We start from the raw sequence: 18,499 nt of genomic DNA, 5'->3' as shown, positions 1-18,499 counted from the left end.
GCGCGCCCTACAGGCCGGTTTCGAAGAAGCGTCCCAGCCGCTGGGGCAGCCAGTTCAGGTGGGCGGGGAAGCTGCCGGTCGGAAAACCGGCATGGCCGCCATCGGTAGGCTGATGCAGCAGGATGGTGGACGAGCATTCCTCGGGCGTCGGCAGCGACGCGGCCGGCACGAACGGATCGTTGCGGGCATTGAGCACCAGCGTCGGCACGGATATCTTCGGCAGCCAGGGCTTGCTGGACGCCCGCGTCCAGTAATCCAGCGCATTGCGAAAGCCGTGCATGGGCGCGGTGTACGTGTCGTCGAATTCGCGCAGATCATGCGCATGGGCGATGCGCATGACGTCCACGGCGCCGGGATAGCGGTGCGCCTTCTCCAGCACCTTGTGCTTGAGCGTCTTCAGGAAATGGGCGGTGTAGACCCTGCGGTTGAATATGCCGGTGGACAGCGTCTTGCCGCAGGCCACCAGGTCCAGCGGCACGGACACGCCCGCGCAGGCCGTCAGCCAGCCGGTATCCTCCTGGTGTTCGCCCAGGTATTTGAGCAGGGCGTTGCCCCCCAGCGATACGCCGACCGCATGCCATCGAGCATGCGGGATGCGCTGGCGCACGGTATTCAGCATGAAGCCGACCTCGGCCGAATCACCCGAGTAGTAGGCGCGGGCCAGGCGGTTGGGCACGCCCGAGCAGCCGCGGAAATGCGCGATCACCACGATCCAGCCGCGCGCGCGGAAGTGATGCGCGATGGACTGCGCATAGCGGCTGTTGCTGCCGCCTTCCAGGCCGTGGAACAGGATCAGGGCTGGGGTATCGGGCGTATGCGGCAGGGACTTCCAGTCCGCATCCGTCATCCACCGGGCCGCGGCGGTCTTGCCATTGGCAACCGGACGCTGGCCGCTGACGGGCGCACCGTCGGCGGACTTGTGTGGGAACAGGCCCGGACCGGTCCAATCGAAATCGACGAAGTCGGTGTCGGGCGTGTCCACCCGTTCGCGCACGAATGCGATGCGGTGATACTGCGCGAACAGGGCGGCATAAACCGTCTGGCTGTCGCCTCCGGGCAACCAGGAGGGGACGGGACAGGGCGTTGTATCAAGACGAGCAGCGGCCAACTAAAAATCCACCCGATTCAGTGCAGCATGTCGGGTACGTCGTGCAAGTCGAGCACCCCGGCTTCGGTGGGCGCCGGCGAGGCATGGTGCATGACCATGCGCCAGCCGGTGGGCCCCTTGTGGTAGATGTTGGTGGCGTAGCAATTGGCGAATTGCGTGCCTTCCCGCGTCTGCACCGCCACCTGTTCCACCAGCACGTGCACCGCGCACATCATGCTGAGCATGACCAGCGGGCGCAATGGGCGCACGTGCAGCGGGCCGTTGGCCAGCACCTGCTGCCAGGAATCGTGCACCGCCGAGTGGCCGACGATGCGCAGGCCCCCCGGATGGATGCAGACGACTTCCTCGTCGTCCGCCCAGACTTGCATCAGGCGTACGACGTCCGCCTGGTCGAGGGCTTCGTAGAACGCGTGCTCTGCTTCTTCGGGCGTGGCGAACATGGCGGCGGAAACGGGTGGACGTTGTAGAGCGGGTGACTCAGTGGCCGTGCAATACGGTGCCGGGCTTCAGGCGGTATTCGGCGCCGCAGTAGGCGCAACTGGCGGAGCCGGTGCGGGCCACGTCCAGGAACACGCGCGGATGCATGCTCCAGAGCGGCGCCTTGGGGCCCGGACAGAACACGGGCAGGTCGTCAGCGCCGACCTCGATGACTTCGTGGGGGTGGGGGACGGCGGCCGGAGCAGCAGCGGTCATGGATATTCCTGAAAAAAAACCGGTAATCGGCAGGTTGGGGCAATGATGCGGCCTGGTCATGGACCGGGCCGCGCGGATCAGACTTTACTCAGCCAGTGATGGTACTTCGGGTTGCGGCCATTCACCACGTCAAAAAAAGCTTTCTGCAGCCGCTCCGTGATCGGGCCGCGCCGGCCGGAGCCGATCTGGCGGTTGTCCACTTCGCGGATGGGGGTCACTTCGGCGGCCGTGCCGGTGAAGAACGCCTCGTCGGCGATGTAGACGTCATCGCGTGTCAGGCGCTTGGTCACCACGCGCAAGCCCAGGTCGGCGGCCAGCGCATGGATGGTGGAGCGGGTAATGCCGGTCAGGGCGGATGCGATCTCAGGCTCGCAGAGCACGCCGTCCTTGACGATGAAGAGGTTTTCGCCGGAACCCTCGGCCACGAAGCCTTCCGTGTCCAGCAGCAGGGCTTCGTCGTAGCCGTCCTGCAGGGCCTCGGTATTGGCCAGGATCGAATTGGCGTAGGTGGTGGCCACCTTGGCGCGCGGCATCGTGACGTTCACGTGCTGGCGCGCGAATGACGACACCTTGACGCGGATGCCTGCGGACAGCGCCTCTTCGCCCAGATAGGCGCCCCAGGGCCAGGCGGCGATGGCCACGTGCACCCGGGCGCCCTTGGGCGACACGCCCATTTTTTCGGGGCCGTAGAACACCAGGGGGCGCAGGTAGCCGGCTTCCAGCTGGTTTTCGCGCACGACCGTCCGCTGCGCCTCGTTGATCGTGTCGCGATCGAAGGGCATCGGGATCTGGTAGATGTGAGCCGAATTGAAGAGGCGGTTGGTGTGGTCTTCGAGGCGGAAGATGGCGGTGCCGATCTCGGAGCGGTAGGCGCGCACGCCTTCGAATACCGACAGGCCGTAATGCAGGGAGTGCGTCAGGACGTGCGTGGTCGCGTCTCGCCACGGTACGAGCTTGCCGTCATACCAGATGAAGCCGTCGCGGTCTGCCATCGACATGGTCTACTCCCAAGCGCCCAAGAATCCCGAGGCCCGTATTGTATCAAGCAGCGAGGTTACAATACGCCCCTATTCGCGCCCCGGCGCGGCGCCGCCAGGCCCGCGCGTAGTGATCCCGGCGGGCGAACGGGTTGTCGTGCGTTCCTTTTCCTTAGAGTTTCCATGTCGTCCTGTCCGAATCGCCAGGGGCCAGCAGTTGTCCTCTGAATCCGCGCTTCCTGAATCCGAAGACCCCGTCGCGGTCCGCCAGGAGCGTATCGCTGCATTCCGGGCTGGCGTGCACGCCATCGTGCCCGCCCTGATCGCCACCGCAACTTGGGGGCTGGTCACCGGCGTGGCCATGGTCAAGTCGGGCTTGACCGAAACCATGGCGCTGGCCATGACCCTGTTGCTGTACGCGGGCTCGGCCCAACTGACGTCCCTGCCGCTCATCGCCACTGGCGCGCCGCTTTGGCTGATCTTCGCCGCCGGCTGCGTGGTGAACCTGCGCTTTCTCATTTTCGGCGCGGCGCTGCATCCCTATTTCCGCCACCTGTCCTGGCCCAAGCGGCTGGGGCTGGGGTATTTCACGACCGACATGGGCTTCGTGCTGTTCATGCCGCGCTTTGGCGATGCGGCCGTGCGCGGCACCCGCGAGCAGCTCTGGTTCTTCCTGGGCGCCATCGCGCCGGGCTGGTTCGTGTGGCAGACCTCGTCCATCGTCGGCATCTATCTGGGCTCCATGGTGCCCACGGACTGGTCGCTGGACTTTGCCGCGGTGCTGGCGCTGCTGGCCATCACGGTGCCGCTGGCCAACACCAAGCCCATGCTGATTTCCATGCTGGCAGCCGGCGTGGTCGCCTGGACCGGGCAGGTCCTGCCGCTGCGCCTGGGCCTGGCCGCCGCCGTGGTGGCGGGCGTGGTCGCCGGCATTTGGGCCGAACGCTACTTCAAGGCCCGCGCATGACGCTCTGGCCTGCTGAAATCTACGTCTATTCCGCCATCCTGCTGCTGGCGCTGTGCAGTGTGCTGACGCGCGCCGGCTTCATGCTGTTCGGCGACTACATCCCCCTGCCGGAAGGCGTGCGCCGCGCCTTGCGCTACGCGCCCGCAGCCGCCCTGACCGCCATCATCGTGCCCGACCTGCTGCCCTGGAAGGCCGGCCTGGGGCCGGTGTTCGACTACAAGCTGGTCGCGGGCGTACTCGCCATCCTGGTATTCCTGCGCACCCGCAGCGCGGTGCTGGTCATCATCGTCGGCATGCTGGCGCTCTGGGGCCTGCGCTGGCTGGCCGGCTAAGAGTCATTACCCAAAACGTCCATCCAGTGGACGCGGCTGGTATGCCCGGCGGGCGCTTGCTGACAGCGGGCGGAAGGCGTTTGCAATGCCTTTCAGAAGGCGGCTGGACCGTGTGGTAATGCGGCTGCGCTAAAATCATGTTATCCACAGCAATCCGGGCCTGGTACTGCCCTCATAAGTATCGAATCCAGAATGCGCCGCCTGGCCAGCAAGGCAGGATGCAGATTGCGCGTGTTCAGGTTGTTCCGATGCATATGTAGTGCAGTGCGCGTAGCACTCTCGTTTTGTTCTTTTTCACTGGTCCCGGTATCTGCCTAACCCTGATGACTGAATCCACTCAATCCGTAGCACCTGCCGCGCCCGCGCCGACGTTCACCGATTTCGGGCTGCACCCTCTGCTTCTGCAGTCCATCGCCGAAACCGGCTACACCACGCCCACGCCGATCCAGGCGCAGGCCATCCCCGTCGTGGTGGAAGGGCGCGACGTCATGGGCGCAGCCCAGACCGGCACCGGCAAGACGGCCGCCTTTACGCTGCCCATCCTGCATCGCCTCATGCCGCTGGCCAATACCAGCGCATCGCCCGCGCGCCATCCGGTGCGCGCGCTGATCCTGACGCCCACGCGCGAACTGGCCGACCAGGTCTACGAAAGCGTCAAGCGCTACAGCAAGCAGACGCCCCTGCGTTCGGCGGTGGTGTTCGGCGGCGTGGATATCGGTCCGCAGAAGGAAGCCCTGCGCCGCGGCTGCGAAGTGCTGGTGGCCACGCCCGGCCGCCTGCTCGACCACGTCGAGCAAAAGAACGTGAACCTGAGCCAGGTCGGCATCCTGGTATTGGACGAAGCCGACCGCATGCTGGACATGGGCTTTCTGCCCGACCTGGAGCGCATCATCCGCCTGCTGCCCGCGCAGCGCCAGGGCCTGCTGTTCTCCGCCACGTTCAGCAATGAAATCCGCAAGCTGGGCCGCTCGTACCTGAATCAACCGGTCGAAATCGAAGTCGCGGCGCGCAACGCCACCGCCAACACGATCACCCAGATCGCCTACAAGATGCCTAGCGACGCCAAGCGCGCCGCGGTCGTGCATCTGGTGAAGTCGCGCGGCCTGAACCAGGTCATCGTGTTTTCCAACACCAAGATCGGCACGGCGAGGTTGGCCCGCGACCTGGAACGCGATGGCGTCAAGGCTGAATCCATTCATGGCGACAAGACCCAGGCTGACCGCATGAAGGCGCTGGAAGCCTTCAAGGCCGGCGAACTGGAAGTGCTGGTGGCTACCGACGTGGCCGCGCGCGGCCTCGACGTGGCCGGCGTGCCTTGCGTCATCAACTACGACCTGCCGTATAACGCGGAAGACTACGTGCACCGTATTGGCCGCACGGGCCGCGCGGGCGCATCGGGCGAGGCCATCGCCTTGTTCACGCCCGACGAAGAACGCTTCCTGCTCGACATCGAAAAACTCATCAAGCGCGAAGTGCCGCGCGGCACCCTGGATGTTCCTGCCGACCTGGTCGCGCGCAGCCACCGCCGCAGCGACGAGCGCCGCGGTTCGTCGTCGCGCGAAGGGCGCGAGGGTCGTGAAAGCCGTGACAGCCGCGGCGACCGCGGCCGTTCGTCCGACCGCCGCTCCGGCTATTCGTCCGGCGCGCCGCGCCAGCCCGTGGACGATTTCTTCCTGAAGCCCTACGAGCCCTCGGCGCCGTCCGCGCCCGCCGAAGAACCGGCGCCCAGGAGCAACGGCGCATCCTCGGGGCCGAAGCGCCAGATCGCCGTCCTGCTGGGCGGTAGCCGCAAGCCCTGAAAGGCGCCGGCATGAAAAAACCCGCAAGCCCTTAGGTCTGCGGGTTTTTTTATGGCTGGCGCGCGTGACGCCCGCTGCGGCTCAGGCGGCCAGCATGCGCGGCAGGTCCGGCAGCGCGGTGGCGACCGCAGGGCTGTTTTCATTCAGGCTTTCGAGCAGGCGTTCCAGGTGGCCGATGTGCGGCAGCATGGGGCCGTAGAACACCACCTTCGATCCGATCTGCACCAGCAGCGTGGGGAAGTTCTCCACGTCTTCGTCGCCCAAGAGTTCGGCGTGGTCCTCGATGTCGATCCAGGCGAAGACGTGCCGCGGCATGGCGGCGGCCAGCGCTTGCAGCTTGGGCTTGTATTGCTCGCAGGTGTCGCACCAGGCCGCGCAGAAGCAGGCCACCAGCCAGGCGTCGGGCGATGAGCCCAGCCGCGCGCGCAGCGCGGCCAGGTCGGTATCGGGTACAAGTAGGGACATGTGGGCAGATGAAGGCGTGTTTGACTATCATACCCGGGATGTCTACCCCCTCATTCCTCGTCCATGACTGCTTTGCGCACTGATTCCGCCACGCCCGACAACGGCCGATTTTCCGCTGCCGGGGCCGGCGCCGTCAGCGTGGGCCAGGCGTTCAAGCGCGCCCTGGTGTCCCAATGCCATCCCTCCATGCTGTTCGCGGTGCTGCTGCCGTTCCTGATCGCGCTGGTGGGGGCCCTGTTGCTGCTGTACCTGTTCTGGACGCCGCTGAACGAATGGCTGGCTGCCGAGGCGGCGCGCTGGGACTTCGTCAACCGGGCCGAGGACTGGATGCTGGCGATGGGGCTGTTCTCGCTCAAGGTCTACATGATCCCCGTGATCGCGGTGGCCATCTTGTTGCCGGTATCGGGCATCCTCGGCCTGGCGATTGCCGCCGTGTTCGTGATGCCGCTGGTGCTGAACCACGTCGGCAAGCGTGAGTATGTGAGCGTCACGCGGCAAGGCAAGCATGCGACGGCGGTCAGCGTATGGAACGCGATCTGGGTATCGCTGGCCTTTGCCGCGGGCTGGCTGCTGACGCTGCCGCTGTGGCTGGTGCCGCCCATGGCTATCGCCTTGTCGATCTTCTGGTGGGCGTTCGCGTTTTCGCGCATGATGCGCGTGGACGCCATCGTCGAACACGCCAGCCCCGCCGAGCGCAAGCTGATCCTGGAACGCAACAACGGCGGCTTCTGGACCATAGGCCTGATCTGCTCGCTGTTGAACCTGTTGCCGCCCGCGTGGGTCATCCTGCCGGTGTTCTCGGCCCTGGTCTACGCCCACTACGGTCTGGAAGCGCTCAAGCGCTTGCGCGAGGACCGGGTCATCGACGTCTGAATCGCGTCATTCTTCTCAACTTCTGGAATCGGACATGGCCGCAGAATCCGCCGCCCGCCGCATTGGCCTCATCATCGTAGGGGACGAAATCCTCTCGGGCCGCCGTCAGGACAAGCATTTTTCCAAGGTCGTCGAGCTTCTGGGCGCGCGCGGCATGCAGTTGGGCTGGGCTGAAATCGTGCCCGACGACCGCGACACGCTCATCGCCACCTACAAGCGCAGCTTTGCCACCGGCGATGTGGTGTTTTCCTGTGGCGGCATCGGCGGCACGCCCGATGACCACACGCGCCAGGCCGCCGCGGCCGCGCTCGGCCTGCCGCTGGCGCTGCACCCGGAGGCCGAAGAGGCCATCGCGCTGCGCACGGCCGAGATGGCTGCCAAGGGGCAGGGCACAGCCGACATGAGCGCGCCGGAAAACCAGCAGCGCCTGCAGATGGGCGTGTTTCCGGAAGGCTGCGAGATCGTCCCGAATCCCTACAATCGCATTCCCGGCTTCTTCATCAAGGACCACACCTTCGTGCCGGGCTTTCCCGTCATGGCGTGGCCCATGCTGGAATGGACGCTGGACACGCGCTATCGTGCGCTGCAGCATGTGCGCGCCCACGCGGAGCATTCCTTCCTGGTATTCAGCATGCCCGAATCGCGTATTACGCCGGCCATGCAGGCCGTGGAAACGCGCTGGCCCGGCGTGCGCGCGTTCAGCCTGCCCAGCGTGGGCGAGGCCGGCGGCACCCCCCATATCGACCTGGGCGTGAAGGGCGAACCGGCCGCGGCAGCCGAAGCGCTGGAGTATTTGCGGGCCGAGGTGCTGCGCCTGGGAGGCAGGCTGGCGCCCCCGCCAGCAGCCTGAAGTCAGGGCCGCACCCGATGTGCGGCCCTTTTTTTGATACAAAAAGCGGTTGCCAAACGCGCCAGTAAATTTCACAATACGGGAAAGAACTGTTTGCTGCAATGCCGCAAGTCCGGTTCCCTAAGGTGGGGCCCTACAGGCGGCGCGGCTGTCCACGCCCCCCTTTCCATGTCCCGTCTCCCCACTACCCGCAACGCCCTGGACGCCGAGACCGAAGGCGCCTCCGCCCATCCCATCGCCATCCAGGTGATCGAACGCGCCATGCGTCTGCTCGATGCCCTGGCCGCGCAGCCGGATCCGGTTACGCTGAAAGAACTGTCCGCGACCACGGGCCTGCATGCGTCCACCGCGCATCGCATCCTTAACGACCTGGTCGTGGGCCGCTATGTCGAACGCGTCGACAACGGCCTCTATCAGCTGGGCATGCGCCTGCTGGAGCTGGGTTCGCTGGTCAAGGGGCGCCTGAACGTGCGCGAGGCGGCCATTTCCGCCATGCGCTCGCTGCACAAGCTGACCGGGCAGACCATCAACCTGTCGGTCCAGCAGGGCGACGAGATCGTCTACATCGACCGCGCCTGGAGCGAGCGTTCCGGCATGCAGGTGGTCCGCGCCATCGGCGGCCGCGCGCCGCTGCACCTGACCTCCACCGGCAAGCTGTTCCTGTCCACCGCCGATGCGCGCCAGGTCCGGGCCTACGCGCTGCGCACCGGCCTGGCCGGCCACACGCGCAACAGCCTGACCGACCTGGACCGCCTGGAGCGCGAACTGGCGTTAGTGCGGCGCCACGGTTATGCGCGCGACAACGAAGAACTGGAACTCGGCGTGCGCTGCATCGCCGCCGGCATTTTCGACGATACCGGCAAGTTGGTCGCCGGCCTGTCCATTTCGGCCCCCGCCGAGCGCCTGCAGGACGACTGGATCAAGGCGCTGGTCGACACCGCCGCCAGCATCTCGGAAGCGCTGGGCTACGAGCCCTCCGTTTCCACCGGCTTCAACGGTCTGGGCATGGCCGCAGAGGCTCTGCGCCCGTAATCCAGGGCCGGCCTGCAAAAAAAGAAAAGCCCCGGACGGGGCTTTTCTTTTTGCATGCGCCGCCAGGGCGCATGGTTTGGGTTACTGCTGTTCGACGCCAGCCTTCTTGAACAGCTCGCCCCACTGCGGGACTTGCTGCTTGACCTTGGCTTCCAGGGCTTGCGGGTTCGCTTCGGACGTCAGCACAGTTGCGCCCAGCTGCTTCATGCGTTCCTGGAATTTGGGATCGGCCAGGCCAGCCTGCAGGCTCTTGACCAGCTTGTCGACGACGGGCTTGGGCGTGCCCTTCGGCACCCACATGCCATGCCAGATGCCCACTTCGAAGCCCTTGTAGCCGGATTCGTCCATGGTCGGCAGGTTCGGCAGCGTGGGGACGCGCTTCAGGCTGGTGACTGCGTAGGCCTTCACCTTGCCGCTGTCGATCTGCTGGGTGGTGTTGGTGGTCTGGTCGCAGAGCAGGTCCACCTGCTTGCCCAGCAGGTCGTTCATGGCGGGCGCCGTACCCTTGTAGGGGATGGTCAGCAGCTGTACGCCCAGCGCCTCGACCAGCATGGTGCCGCACAGATGGCTGGCGGCGCCGATGCCGGCGTTGGCCAGGGACACCTTGTCCTTGTTCTGTTTGACGTACTCGGCCAGTTCCTTGATGTTGTTGGGCGGGAAGTCCGAACGCGCGATGATGGTCATCGGCACGTCGACCACCAGGCCGATGGGCTCGAAGCTCTTGTAGGGGTCGTACCCCGGATTCTTGTACAGCGAGGGCGCCGTCGAGAAGCCGGCGTGCATCAGCAGGACGGAGTAGCCGTCAGGCTGGGCGCGCGCTACCTGGGTCGTGCCGATGGTGCCGCCGGCGCCGCCCTTGTTCTCGACCACGACCGTCTGGCCCAGGCTCGGCCGCATGGCTTCCGCGAGCGAACGCGCGACGTTGTCCGTCGGGCCGCCAGCGGCGAACGGCACCACCATGTTGATGGGGCGATCCGGATATTCGGCTTGGGCGGCGCCGGCTGCGAGCATGGCGCTGGCCGCGAGCAAGGCCGAAAGCGTGCGGGGGATGAGGGTCATGGAGTCTCCAATTGCAGGGTTTGCTGCGATTTGCTGTTGCGCGCTGACTTGTGGGTTTATTTGTCTGTCATCAGCGTGAAAGCAGTTTAGAAAACAATTGATACGACGTCACTTCGGGTATTTCCTGAATCCTGGGAAACCTTTGTGCTGGATCAAACCCGGACAAGGCATGCACCGTCAAAGTGCAATTCTTTGTTGCGTCGCACAAAAACTCCTTGACAAGGATTTTTCTCAGCCTAGAATGTCAATTGTGCAGTGCATCAAACGGGCCGGCGGTAGCTTGTAGTACCAGTTTCCGCGCACGTTTCTATAGTTCGTCGCAGACAACCATTCCTTATTTGCCGGACAGCCTCCGGCTACCCTGAAGGAGCATTCTATGAGCGCTATCCCGCAACAAGTCCTGGACCGTCAAAAGGCCAGCATCAACACCATCGTGGCCGCCCAGTCGGCCGTGTTCGCCGGCTTCGAAAAGCTGGTCGAGCTGAACCTGAAGGTCGTCAAGGCCACTCTGGACGAAGTCGCCCAGAAGTCGCAGCAAGCCGCTGAAGTCAAGGATCCGCAGGAAGCCGCCGCTTTCGCCTCGGGCCTGCTGCAGCCGGGCGCCGAAAAGGCCATGGCCTACACCAAGCACGTGTACGACATCGTTGCCGGCGTGCAGACCAGCCTGGTCAAGCTGACCGAGGAACAGATCGCCGAAGGCCAGCAGCAGCTGAGCGAAGCCGTCGACCAGTTCTCCAAGAACGCCCCGACCGGCTCCGAAAGCGCCGTTGCCCTGATCAAGTCCTCGCTGGCCACCGCGACCAGCGCCTACGATTCGATGACCAAGGCCGCCAAGCAGGCCGCCGAAGTCGCCGAGTCGAACCTGAATGCCGCCGCCAACGCGACCTTCAAGGCTGCCTCGGATGCCGCCGACGCCGCCACCAAGGTTGCCAGCCGCAGCCGCCGCAGCGCCTAAGTTTTTGGCGCGCAGTGCTGCGCAAACCGCAGTTATGTAGTACTGTTGAGTGACAGAGCAGAGCTGGAATTAGGGCCACCCACCGGGTGGCCCCTTTTTTTGCCTGCTTTTTTCGCTGTACGGCCGGCGGATGCCGGCCGCGTCTGGGCTCAGCGCGCCACGGCGCGCACGCACTCGCCTACCAGCGCCGGGCCGCGGTAGATCAGGCCGGTATAGAGCTGCACGGCGTCGGCGCCCGCATCCATCTTTTCGCGCGCCTGGCGGCCCGACATCACGCCGCCCACGCCGATGATCGCCAGGCTGCCGCCCAGCTTTTCCTTCAGGCGGCGGATGACGGCCAGAGACAGTTCATGCACCGGGGCGCCCGACAGGCCGCCCGCTTCCTCGGCATGCGGTTGGCCGGTGACGGCGTCGCGCGAGAGGGTGGTGTTGGTGGCGATGACGCCGTCGATGCCGTGGCGCGGCAGCGTTTCCGCGATGGAATCGATCTGTTCGTGCGTCAGGTCCGGAGCAATCTTCACCGCCATGGGCACGCGCCGCTGGTGCTGGTCTTCCAGCGCGCGGCGCTTGTCCGCCAGTTGCGCCAGCAGGGCCGACAGTTCGTCGCCGCCTTGCAGCGCGCGCAGGTTCTTGGTGTTGGGCGACGAAATGTTCACCGTCACGTAGTCGGCATGCGGATACACGCCTTCCAGCCCGATCAGGTAGTCATCTGCGGCGCGCTCGATGGGCGTGTCCGCGTTCTTGCCGATGTTCAGCCCCAGAATGCCGCCTTGCTTGCGCCAGGTGCTGCGCTGCACATTGGCCAGGAAGGCTTCCAGGCCCTGGTTGTTGAAGCCCAGCCGGTTGATCAGCGCATTGGCGCGCGGCAGCCGGAACATGCGCGGCTTCGGGTTGCCGGGCTGCGCGCGCGGGGTCACGGTCCCCACCTCGATGAAGCCGAATCCCAGGTTGCCCAGTGCGTCGATATAGGCGCCGTTCTTGTCCAGGCCCGCGGCCAGCCCGATCGGGTTGGCCAGCTGCAAGCCCATCAGCGTGCTTGGCGCCTTCGGCTGCGCGTGCATGAGCTTGCGGGTGGCACCGCATTCATAGGCGCGTTGCAGGCCCGACAAGGTGACTTCGTGGGCGGTTTCCGCGTCCATGGCGAACAGCGCCGGGCGGGCCAGGGGATAGGCGTGGAAGAGGATAGACATGGGGCGGAATTGTAGAGCGAATTTTGCCGGCCCTGCGCCGCCCCAGGCGCTCCAAAGAAGGGGCGGATCAGGCGGGCGGCAACGCGGGCTGGTCGCCCCACACGCCGTCGACCAGGAACTGGGCCGGATGGAAGCTGGATTTGTAGGACATCTTGCGGCTGTCGGCGATCCAGTAGCCCAGGTACAGCCAGGGCAGGTTCAGTGTGCGGCATTGTTCGATCTGCCACAGGATGCTGTAGGTGCCCAGGCTGCCGGCAATGTCGGGATCGTAGAACGTGTAGACGGACGACAGGCCGTCGTCCAGCACGTCGATGATGGACACCATGACCAGCTCGCCGGTCTCGTCGCGGAACTCGACCAGGCGGGTGTTGACACGGCTGGTGAGCAGGAATTGCGCATACTGCGTGCGGCTGTCCTCGTCCATGCCGCCGCCCGGATGGCGGCCCTGCTGGTAGCGCGTATAGAGCCGGTAGTGCTCGGGCGACCAGGCCAGCTCCGCCACGAATGACTGCAAACCCTGGTGATCGCGCCAGGCGCGGCGCTGGCTGCGATTGGGCGCGAAGCCCGCCGTATCCACGCGCACCGGGATACAGGCGTGGCAGTTGTCGCAATGGGGCCGGTAGGTGAACAGCCCGCTGCGCCGAAAACCTTGCTCCACCAGTTGCGAATACGTCCCTGCGTTGATCAGATGGCCGGGCGCGGCAACCTGCGACCGTGCCTGGCGACCCGGCAGATAGCTGCAAGGGTAGGGAGCGGTGGCGTAGAACTGCAGGGTGGAGAAAGGGAGTTCTTTGAGCTGGCTCATCGGAGGTCCCGCAATGCGGCAGCAGGCCCGCAAGGGGAGTGGCTACATATTAACGCCGAACCCCGGGCCCGATGCTGTGTCGGGATGCAAGCGGCCAGCGCTGTCCAGCGTGCCCCGCGCCCACGCGACGGCAGGTAGCGCAGTGGCGGTGCGCACATGCTGCAGGAAAGCGGCGCGCGGGATGGGGCGCGCGCCCAGGCTGGCCAGGTGGCGCGTCTGCTGCTGGCAGTCTATGCGTTGCACGCCTTGCGCGGCCAGATAGCGCACCAGATAGGCCAGCGCGATCTTCGAGGCGTTGGGCGCGCGGGTGAACATGGATTCACCGAAGAACATGCGGCCCAGGCTGATGCCGTAGAGGCCGCCGGCCAGTTCGCCGTCAATCCAGGTTTCGATGCTGTGCACGTAGCCGGCCTCATGCCAGGCGCGATAGGCCTGCTGCATGGCTGCGGTGATCCAGGTGCCGGGCTGGCCGTCACGCGGCGCGGCGCATTGCGCCATCACCTCGGCGAAAGCGGTGTCCACGCGTACCTGCACGCGCGGCGCGGCGCCTTGCTCCTGGCTGGCGATCTGCCGCAACAGCTTGCGCAGCGAATGCGAGGGCGCGAAGTCCTTCACGGCGAGCACCATGCGCGGATCTGGGCTCCACCACAGGATGGGCTCGCCCTCGGAGTACCACGGGAATATGCCGTTGGAATACGCCTCGATCAGCCGGGGCGTGGACAGGTCCGCGCCCGCCGCGAGCAGGCCGTCGGGATCCGCAAGCGCAAACTCCGCGGGCGGAAAAGGGGTGTCGACGGCGAGCCAGGGCAGTTTCAACGGTGCGATTCTAGGGTGTAGTGATGGGGGGGATACACGCCCTGCTTGCGGTCGTCGAAGTAGTGGCGCAGCGTGGTCGCCACGGTGCGGAACGCCAGGTCGTCCCAGGGGATCTCGGACTCGTCGAAAAAACGGGCCTCCAGGCTTTCGGGGCCGGGGTCCAGCGCGTCCGACAGCGCATCGGCCAGGTAGAACACGTGCACCTGATCGATCTGCGGCAGGTCGATGATGGTGTAGAGCTCGCCCAGCTTGATGCGCGCGCCGGATTCTTCCAGTGTTTCGCGGGCGGCGCCCTGCGCCGTGCTCTCGCCCAGCTCCATGAAGCCGGCGGGCAGGGTCCAGGTGTTGTAGCGCGGCTCGATCGCGCGCCGGCATAGCAGGACGCGGTTCTCCCAGACCGGCACCGTGCCGACCACCAGCCTTGGATTCTGGTAGTGGATCGCACCGCAGTGATCGCAGATGTCGCGTTCGCGGTTGTCGCCTTCGGGAACCCGGCGGCTGATGGGCGAGCCGCATTGGCTGCAGAAATGCGAACGGCGCGGCGCGGGGAAGTATTCGAGGGGCGATTTTGCGGTCATGGGTACGATTCTAACGGCTGCGGCGGGGGCTGGCGCGCCGGCCCGGAACGGCTGGGGAGGAGGCGCCGAAGCGGCCTTCCAGATGCTCCACGAAGGATCGTACCTTGGGCGACAGGAAGCGCCGGTGCGGGTAGACGGCGTACATGGAGATCGGGGTATGGGCGTAATCGGTCAGCAGCGCAATCAGGCGCCCGGCGCGGACGTCGTCGCCCACCAGGAAATCGGGCTGCAGGATGACGCCGTGCCCGGCCAGGGCCGCGGTCCGCAGCACATCGCCGTTATTGGCCCGCAGGGCCGCGTTCACGCGCACCAGATGGGTCACGCCGTCCTTCTCGAAATGCCATTCGTTGCCGGTGCTGGCATAGGCGTAATGCAGGCAGCGGTGCTGCTTCAGTTCCTCGGGCGTCTGCGGCGTGCCATGGCGTTGCAGGTAGTCGGGCGCGGCGCAGACCAGCAACTGCTGCGGCGCCAGCGGCCGCGCGACCAGCGAGGAATCCTGCAGCGGCCCGATGCGCACCGCCACGTCGTAGCCGTCCTCCACCAGGTCCACCACGCGGTCGTTCAGGTCCAGGTCGATGATCACGTCGGGGTAGCGCTGCAGGTACTCGGCTATGGCAGGCCCCAGGTGCAGGATGCCGAACGACACCGGCGCGCTCACCCGCAGCCGGCCGCTGGGCCGTTGGCCCTCGGCCTGCAGCGACAGCTCCAGGTCCGCCACCTCGGCCAGGATGGGCCGCACGCGTTCATAGAAGGCGCGTCCGGCGTCGGTCATGCTCAGCTTGCGCGTGGTGCGGTTCAGGAGGCGCACGCCGTATTTCTGTTCCAGATAGGCGATCTGGCGCGTGACCACGGAACGGGCCAGGCCCATCTTGTCGGCCGCGGCCGCGAATGAGCCCAGCTCCACGACCTTGGCATAGGTCTGCATGGCGGTGTGCGTGTCCAAGATTGTTTCCTATCGGGGAACAATAATTTGCAATTCTGCATGTTTATCTTTGTTTTTGGAATCGCAAGAATAGCGCTCATCAAGAATCTTCCCATCCTGGGCGATTCCCCTACCGCTCTAGGAGAGTGCAATGGTTGATACCCGTACCGCGCCCTATGCCGCGCTGTTGCTGCGCGTGGCGCTCGGCGTCATGTTCCTGGCCCATGGCCTGACCAAGCTGCTGGTGTTCACGCTGCCCGGCACCGCGCAGTTCTTCGCCAAGATCGGCTTCGCCGGCTGGCTGGCATACCCGGTGACGTTTTTCGAAGTCGGTGCCGGCGTGCTGTTGATCCTGGGCGTCGTGCCGCGTTGGGTCGCCGTCATTGCCGTGGTGCAGCTGTTCGTGGCGTCGACGGTGCATTTTCCCAACGGCTGGGGCTTTGGCAATGCGGGCGGAGGCTGGGAATATCCGATCTTCCTGACCGTGGCTGCGGCCGTACTGGCGTTGCTGGGCGACGGCAAGTACGCGCTGGTCAAGAGCGGCCGCGGCTGATCGCTGCGCGCACCAGACTGTCTACCGCCACGGACGTGGCCGACAGGACGGCCGGACCATAGAATGGCCCGGCCGTTTTTCCATTCCGGAGTTCTCCATGTTCTTCTCCAAGCCTTGCTTCAAGCGCGCCGTTGCCGCAGCCATGCTGGCCCTGGCCCTGTCTCCCGCCGTCCATGCGTCCGCCGAACAGGAAGCTGCCAACAAGGCGGCCGTGCTGGCCTTCTACGAGAAGGGCCTGAATCAGAAGGACGCGGATGCCGCCTTGAAGTACGTCGGCGACCGCTATGTGCAGCACAACCCGAATGCGGCGGACGGCCCCGAAGGCTTCCGCAAGTTCATCGCCTTCCTGCGCGACAAGTTTCCGCAGTCGCGCAGCGAGATCAAGCGAGTCTTCACCGATGGCGACTACGTGATCCTGCACGTGCATGCGGTGCGCCAGCCCGGCGATCGTGGCAGCGCCATCATCGATATTTTCCGCCTGGAGCAGGGCAAGATCGTGGAACATTGGGACGCGGTGCAGCCCATTCCCGAGCAGTCCGCCAATCCCAACGGCATGTTCTGAACGCGCCGTTCAGGCGCGGGGATTCGCTTCGAAGCCCAATTCCCGCGCCACATCCTTTTGCGCTATCAGCGCCAGCGGCGCGGCCGCATAGGTTCCGGGCAGGACGGCCTGGACTGCGCCACCGGGCGCAAGATCCGCCAGCGCATCCAGCAGCGGGGCGCCGTCCGCCGTGGCCATCTTCTCCAACAGCGGCTGCAGATCGCGGTCCAGCACGATGCCGGCGCCCAGGGGCGTCATCGCATACAGCTGTCCCGCGTCGTCCAGCTTCCACGTATCGACCGAATCGACCGCGACGTTCGTGTGCGTGAGCAGTCGGCGGCTGTCGTCGCTCAGCCGCAGCACATAGGGCGCGGCGTCCAGCCGCAGGAACACGCGCTGCGGACCATTCTGGAAGAACCAGCGGCCCGCTTCATCGTGTTCGTAATTGCGGTTGATGAATTCCAGGATCTGCGTATTGGTGATGGACTCGCCCGGACCGCCTTCGGCTGATTGCCCTTGCGGATGCAGGCGCCAGCGGCCGCGCGCGTCCAGCGACAGCCAGCCGTATACCGCTGGCACGTCGGGCCAGCGGGCTAGCGCGTCCTTCACCGATTGATCCATGTTCAGGGGCGGATGATGATGGGGGGCGGGTTGATGACAATGGCGGGCGCCGGCATCACGGCCACCGGCTGCGGCACCTGCACATAGCCGTGGCGGTAGTCGTCCCGGCATTTGCGCTTTTCCTGGTAGTCGCCATTGCGCTTCCATTTACGCTCGACCTTACAGGCGCCGTCCCAATACTGCTCTTTATACTCGCGCCCGTGGCGATGGCGGTGCTTGTCCGAATCGGCCTGCGCCGCAAGCGGGGCGAGCGTGAGCAATGCCGCCGTGGACAGCGTCAACAACGCGGAGGAGGGGCGGGCTCGAGAGTTCGGAATGGTACGCATAGGGTCCGTCATCAGTTGCAAACGGCGTCACCATAGCAATCATTTGATTGACGGCGCGTAGGGATGCGTAACCAGATGCTGGCAGAAACCCGCAATCGTACCTGAGCCGCGGTTTACTGCGGCGCGGCAGGGCGCCGTTGCGAGCGTCTTTCGCGCCTTATGAATCCCAAGAGCGCTTCGGCAGCGGGTGAAAGGCTGCTGCCGCGGCGTTGCATCAGCACGAATGCCCGCGACACAGCGGGGCGCACCAAGGGCACCGCCGCCAGCATCGGATAGGCCCCAGGTTGCAGGGCGAGATCGGGAACGATGGCCACGCCCACCCCCGCCGCCACCATGCCCACCGCGGTCGTGCTTCTCTGGACCTCGAAGCGGGCCTGCAAGGCGATGCCCGCGGGCAGTTGATCATCAAGCAGGGGGCGGTTGCTGCTGCCCGCGCCAGGCAGGATCAGCGCTTCGTTCTCCAGCTCGGACCAGGGAACCGCCTTGCGCCGGGCCAGGCGGTGTTCATTTCCGCAAACCAGCACGAAACGGTCGTGCAGGAGTTCCTCGTATTCGATTTCGGGTACGAGTCTGTCCGCGATCCCTATGCCGAACTCGGCGGCGCGGTGCAGCACGGCCTGCTGCACGGCAGCGGAAGAGTGATCCAGCACGCTGACCCGGTTGTCCGGAAATGCCGAGGCATAGGCTTGCAGCACGCGTGGCAGAAAGCGGACGCCCACCGTCGGCACGCAGGCCATGGTCACGTTACCCGCGAGCGCCTGCCGTTGTTCCCGGATCTGCTGCAGAGCGCTTTCCAGTTCACCCAGCAGGCGCCGCGCCTGCGGCAGGAAGCTGCGGCCCACGGTGCTCAGCGAGAGCGTGCGGGTGGTGCGATCGACCAGGCGTACGCCCAGGTGGATTTCCAGGTTCCGGATGCGGCGGCTCAGCGCCGCCTGCGAGAGGAACAGCGACTCGGCGGCCTTGCCGAAACTTTCCCGTTCAGCCAATGCCACAAATGCTTGAACACCCAGGACGTCCAGTTTCATAGATTTTTTGCA

23 protein-coding genes are annotated in these 18,499 nt (G+C 65.6%); 9 read left to right on the top strand and 14 right to left on the bottom strand.

Annotated elements, in window-relative coordinates; genetic code table 11:
- Positions 1 to 7: 7 nt before the first annotated feature.
- The 4 genes from AC1RHV_RS23990 to AC1RHV_RS23975 all read right to left on the bottom strand — a co-directional run bounded on the left by AC1RHV_RS23990 (position 8) and on the right by AC1RHV_RS23975 (position 2,799).
- A complete protein-coding gene (locus AC1RHV_RS23990) occupies positions 8 to 1,108 on the bottom strand; it encodes a YheT family hydrolase (protein ID WP_054449938.1) in 1,101 nt (366 codons plus the stop codon).
- A 17-nt stretch (positions 1,109 to 1,125) separates the two neighbouring features.
- Positions 1,126 to 1,548, bottom strand: a complete 423-nt coding sequence (locus tag AC1RHV_RS23985; protein ID WP_054449940.1) for a YybH family protein — start codon at positions 1,546 to 1,548, stop codon at positions 1,126 to 1,128.
- Between the two features lie 37 nt (positions 1,549 to 1,585).
- Positions 1,586 to 1,801 (bottom strand): zinc-finger domain-containing protein, encoded by a 216-nt coding sequence (locus tag AC1RHV_RS23980; protein ID WP_054449942.1) that lies wholly within the window; start codon positions 1,799 to 1,801, stop codon positions 1,586 to 1,588.
- A 77-nt stretch (positions 1,802 to 1,878) separates the two neighbouring features.
- Positions 1,879 to 2,799, bottom strand: a complete 921-nt coding sequence (locus AC1RHV_RS23975; protein WP_054449943.1) for a branched-chain amino acid transaminase — start codon at positions 2,797 to 2,799, stop codon at positions 1,879 to 1,881.
- Positions 2,800 to 2,995: 196 nt separating this feature from the next.
- Between AC1RHV_RS23975 and AC1RHV_RS23970 the strand changes: the two genes are divergently transcribed.
- From AC1RHV_RS23970 to AC1RHV_RS23960, 3 genes are all read left to right on the top strand, one after another.
- The gene (locus AC1RHV_RS23970; RefSeq protein ID WP_059371643.1) at positions 2,996 to 3,745 is read left to right on the top strand and encodes an AzlC family ABC transporter permease; all 750 of its coding nucleotides are present in this window, start codon (positions 2,996 to 2,998) and stop codon (positions 3,743 to 3,745) included.
- Entirely contained in the window at positions 3,742 to 4,077 is a 336-nt protein-coding gene (locus AC1RHV_RS23965; protein WP_054449947.1) for an AzlD domain-containing protein, read from the top strand. Before AC1RHV_RS23970 ends, AC1RHV_RS23965 begins: the two co-directional genes overlap by 4 nt.
- A 323-nt stretch (positions 4,078 to 4,400) precedes the next feature.
- The gene (locus tag AC1RHV_RS23960) at positions 4,401 to 5,876 is read left to right on the top strand and encodes a DEAD/DEAH box helicase (protein ID WP_156337298.1); all 1,476 of its coding nucleotides are present in this window, start codon (positions 4,401 to 4,403) and stop codon (positions 5,874 to 5,876) included.
- An 81-nt stretch (positions 5,877 to 5,957) separates the two neighbouring features.
- Here AC1RHV_RS23960 and AC1RHV_RS23955 read toward each other — a convergent pair whose 3' ends face one another.
- Positions 5,958 to 6,341, bottom strand: a complete 384-nt coding sequence (locus AC1RHV_RS23955; RefSeq protein WP_054449951.1) for a thioredoxin family protein — start codon at positions 6,339 to 6,341, stop codon at positions 5,958 to 5,960.
- A 63-nt stretch (positions 6,342 to 6,404) separates the two neighbouring features.
- On the opposite strand from AC1RHV_RS23955, the gene AC1RHV_RS23950 reads away from it, so the two are divergent.
- The 3 genes from AC1RHV_RS23950 (at position 6,405) to AC1RHV_RS23940 (ending at position 9,096) form a co-directional block, all read left to right on the top strand.
- Positions 6,405 to 7,214 (top strand): EI24 domain-containing protein, encoded by an 810-nt coding sequence (locus AC1RHV_RS23950; RefSeq protein WP_054449954.1) that lies wholly within the window; start codon positions 6,405 to 6,407, stop codon positions 7,212 to 7,214.
- Between the two features lie 34 nt (positions 7,215 to 7,248).
- Positions 7,249 to 8,064: a competence/damage-inducible protein A gene (locus AC1RHV_RS23945; protein ID WP_125471645.1), complete on the top strand. Its 816-nt coding sequence runs from the start codon at positions 7,249 to 7,251 to the stop codon at positions 8,062 to 8,064.
- A 168-nt stretch (positions 8,065 to 8,232) separates the two neighbouring features.
- Positions 8,233 to 9,096, top strand: a complete 864-nt coding sequence (locus tag AC1RHV_RS23940) for an IclR family transcriptional regulator (protein ID WP_119449688.1) — start codon at positions 8,233 to 8,235, stop codon at positions 9,094 to 9,096.
- Between the two features lie 81 nt (positions 9,097 to 9,177).
- Here AC1RHV_RS23940 and AC1RHV_RS23935 read toward each other — a convergent pair whose 3' ends face one another.
- Positions 9,178 to 10,155: a tripartite tricarboxylate transporter substrate binding protein BugD gene (locus AC1RHV_RS23935; protein WP_054449960.1), complete on the bottom strand. Its 978-nt coding sequence runs from the start codon at positions 10,153 to 10,155 to the stop codon at positions 9,178 to 9,180.
- A 376-nt stretch (positions 10,156 to 10,531) separates the two neighbouring features.
- On the opposite strand from AC1RHV_RS23935, the gene phaP reads away from it, so the two are divergent.
- Positions 10,532 to 11,110 carry a TIGR01841 family phasin gene (gene phaP / locus AC1RHV_RS23930; RefSeq protein ID WP_054449962.1) on the top strand — a complete coding sequence of 193 codons (579 nt, stop codon included), beginning with the start codon at positions 10,532 to 10,534 and terminating at the stop codon, positions 11,108 to 11,110.
- 149 nt (positions 11,111 to 11,259) lie between these two features.
- On the opposite strand, the gene AC1RHV_RS23925 is transcribed toward phaP, so the two are convergent.
- From AC1RHV_RS23925 to AC1RHV_RS23905, 5 genes are all read right to left on the bottom strand, one after another.
- Positions 11,260 to 12,300 carry a quinone-dependent dihydroorotate dehydrogenase gene (locus tag AC1RHV_RS23925; RefSeq protein ID WP_119449687.1) on the bottom strand — a complete coding sequence of 347 codons (1,041 nt, stop codon included), beginning with the start codon at positions 12,298 to 12,300 and terminating at the stop codon, positions 11,260 to 11,262.
- 67 nt (positions 12,301 to 12,367) lie between these two features.
- Positions 12,368 to 13,105 (bottom strand): arginyltransferase, encoded by a 738-nt coding sequence (locus AC1RHV_RS23920; protein WP_054449966.1) that lies wholly within the window; start codon positions 13,103 to 13,105, stop codon positions 12,368 to 12,370.
- A 42-nt stretch (positions 13,106 to 13,147) separates the two neighbouring features.
- The gene (aat, locus tag AC1RHV_RS23915; protein ID WP_054449968.1) at positions 13,148 to 13,921 is read right to left on the bottom strand and encodes a leucyl/phenylalanyl-tRNA--protein transferase; all 774 of its coding nucleotides are present in this window, start codon (positions 13,919 to 13,921) and stop codon (positions 13,148 to 13,150) included.
- Entirely contained in the window at positions 13,918 to 14,499 is a 582-nt protein-coding gene (locus AC1RHV_RS23910) for an NUDIX hydrolase (protein ID WP_175181135.1), read from the bottom strand. Before AC1RHV_RS23910 ends, aat begins: the two co-directional genes overlap by 4 nt.
- A gap of 10 nt (positions 14,500 to 14,509) precedes the next feature.
- Positions 14,510 to 15,442 carry a LysR family transcriptional regulator gene (locus AC1RHV_RS23905; protein ID WP_313387496.1) on the bottom strand — a complete coding sequence of 311 codons (933 nt, stop codon included), beginning with the start codon at positions 15,440 to 15,442 and terminating at the stop codon, positions 14,510 to 14,512.
- 130 nt (positions 15,443 to 15,572) lie between these two features.
- Here AC1RHV_RS23905 and AC1RHV_RS23900 point away from each other — a divergent pair, with 130 nt between their 5' ends.
- Positions 15,573 to 15,974, top strand: coding sequence for a DoxX family protein (locus AC1RHV_RS23900; protein ID WP_125471643.1), 402 nt, complete (start codon positions 15,573 to 15,575; stop codon positions 15,972 to 15,974).
- Positions 15,975 to 16,071: 97 nt separating this feature from the next.
- The gene (locus AC1RHV_RS23895) at positions 16,072 to 16,536 is read left to right on the top strand and encodes a nuclear transport factor 2 family protein (RefSeq protein WP_175159438.1); all 465 of its coding nucleotides are present in this window, start codon (positions 16,072 to 16,074) and stop codon (positions 16,534 to 16,536) included.
- Positions 16,537 to 16,545: 9 nt separating this feature from the next.
- On the opposite strand, the gene AC1RHV_RS23890 is transcribed toward AC1RHV_RS23895, so the two are convergent.
- The 3 genes from AC1RHV_RS23890 to AC1RHV_RS23880 form a co-directional block, all read right to left on the bottom strand.
- Positions 16,546 to 17,136, bottom strand: a complete 591-nt coding sequence (locus AC1RHV_RS23890; protein ID WP_054449975.1) for a DUF2946 family protein — start codon at positions 17,134 to 17,136, stop codon at positions 16,546 to 16,548.
- Between the two features lie 2 nt (positions 17,137 to 17,138).
- A complete protein-coding gene (locus AC1RHV_RS23885) occupies positions 17,139 to 17,462 on the bottom strand; it encodes a hypothetical protein (protein WP_054451291.1) in 324 nt (107 codons plus the stop codon).
- A 113-nt stretch (positions 17,463 to 17,575) separates the two neighbouring features.
- The gene (locus tag AC1RHV_RS23880) at positions 17,576 to 18,487 is read right to left on the bottom strand and encodes a LysR family transcriptional regulator (protein ID WP_175181139.1); all 912 of its coding nucleotides are present in this window, start codon (positions 18,485 to 18,487) and stop codon (positions 17,576 to 17,578) included.
- Positions 18,488 to 18,499: the final 12 nt, after the last annotated feature.

The sequence above is a fragment of the Achromobacter sp. GW823-FHT04E03 genome (genome assembly GCF_058796095.1).
This window is presented reverse-complemented; position numbering and strand designations above follow the sequence as displayed.

Excerpts from the sequence above, each read along its gene's own strand:
- AC1RHV_RS23985 (WP_054449940.1), bottom strand. The coding sequence starts at position 1,548 with ATGTTCGCCACGCCCGAAGAAGCAGAGCACGCGTTCTACGAAGCCCTC.
- AC1RHV_RS23980 (WP_054449942.1), bottom strand. The coding sequence starts at position 1,801 with ATGACCGCTGCTGCTCCGGCCGCCGTCCCCCACCCCCACGAAGTCATC.
- AC1RHV_RS23975 (WP_054449943.1), bottom strand. The coding sequence starts at position 2,799 with ATGTCGATGGCAGACCGCGACGGCTTCATCTGGTATGACGGCAAGCTC.
- AC1RHV_RS23965 (WP_054449947.1), top strand. The coding sequence starts at position 3,742 with ATGACGCTCTGGCCTGCTGAAATCTACGTCTATTCCGCCATCCTGCTG.
- AC1RHV_RS23960 (WP_156337298.1), top strand. The coding sequence starts at position 4,401 with ATGACTGAATCCACTCAATCCGTAGCACCTGCCGCGCCCGCGCCGACG.
- AC1RHV_RS23955 (WP_054449951.1), bottom strand. The coding sequence starts at position 6,341 with ATGTCCCTACTTGTACCCGATACCGACCTGGCCGCGCTGCGCGCGCGG.
- AC1RHV_RS23950 (WP_054449954.1), top strand. The coding sequence starts at position 6,405 with ATGACTGCTTTGCGCACTGATTCCGCCACGCCCGACAACGGCCGATTT.
- AC1RHV_RS23945 (WP_125471645.1), top strand. The coding sequence starts at position 7,249 with ATGGCCGCAGAATCCGCCGCCCGCCGCATTGGCCTCATCATCGTAGGG.
- AC1RHV_RS23940 (WP_119449688.1), top strand. The coding sequence starts at position 8,233 with ATGTCCCGTCTCCCCACTACCCGCAACGCCCTGGACGCCGAGACCGAA.
- AC1RHV_RS23935 (WP_054449960.1), bottom strand. The coding sequence starts at position 10,155 with ATGACCCTCATCCCCCGCACGCTTTCGGCCTTGCTCGCGGCCAGCGCC.
- phaP (WP_054449962.1), top strand. The coding sequence starts at position 10,532 with ATGAGCGCTATCCCGCAACAAGTCCTGGACCGTCAAAAGGCCAGCATC.
- AC1RHV_RS23925 (WP_119449687.1), bottom strand. The coding sequence starts at position 12,300 with ATGTCTATCCTCTTCCACGCCTATCCCCTGGCCCGCCCGGCGCTGTTC.
- AC1RHV_RS23920 (WP_054449966.1), bottom strand. The coding sequence starts at position 13,105 with ATGAGCCAGCTCAAAGAACTCCCTTTCTCCACCCTGCAGTTCTACGCC.
- AC1RHV_RS23910 (WP_175181135.1), bottom strand. The coding sequence starts at position 14,499 with ATGACCGCAAAATCGCCCCTCGAATACTTCCCCGCGCCGCGCCGTTCG.
- AC1RHV_RS23900 (WP_125471643.1), top strand. The coding sequence starts at position 15,573 with ATGGTTGATACCCGTACCGCGCCCTATGCCGCGCTGTTGCTGCGCGTG.
- AC1RHV_RS23895 (WP_175159438.1), top strand. The coding sequence starts at position 16,072 with ATGTTCTTCTCCAAGCCTTGCTTCAAGCGCGCCGTTGCCGCAGCCATG.
- AC1RHV_RS23890 (WP_054449975.1), bottom strand. The coding sequence starts at position 17,136 with ATGGATCAATCGGTGAAGGACGCGCTAGCCCGCTGGCCCGACGTGCCA.
- AC1RHV_RS23885 (WP_054451291.1), bottom strand. The coding sequence starts at position 17,462 with ATGCGTACCATTCCGAACTCTCGAGCCCGCCCCTCCTCCGCGTTGTTG.
- AC1RHV_RS23880 (WP_175181139.1), bottom strand. The coding sequence starts at position 18,487 with ATGAAACTGGACGTCCTGGGTGTTCAAGCATTTGTGGCATTGGCTGAA.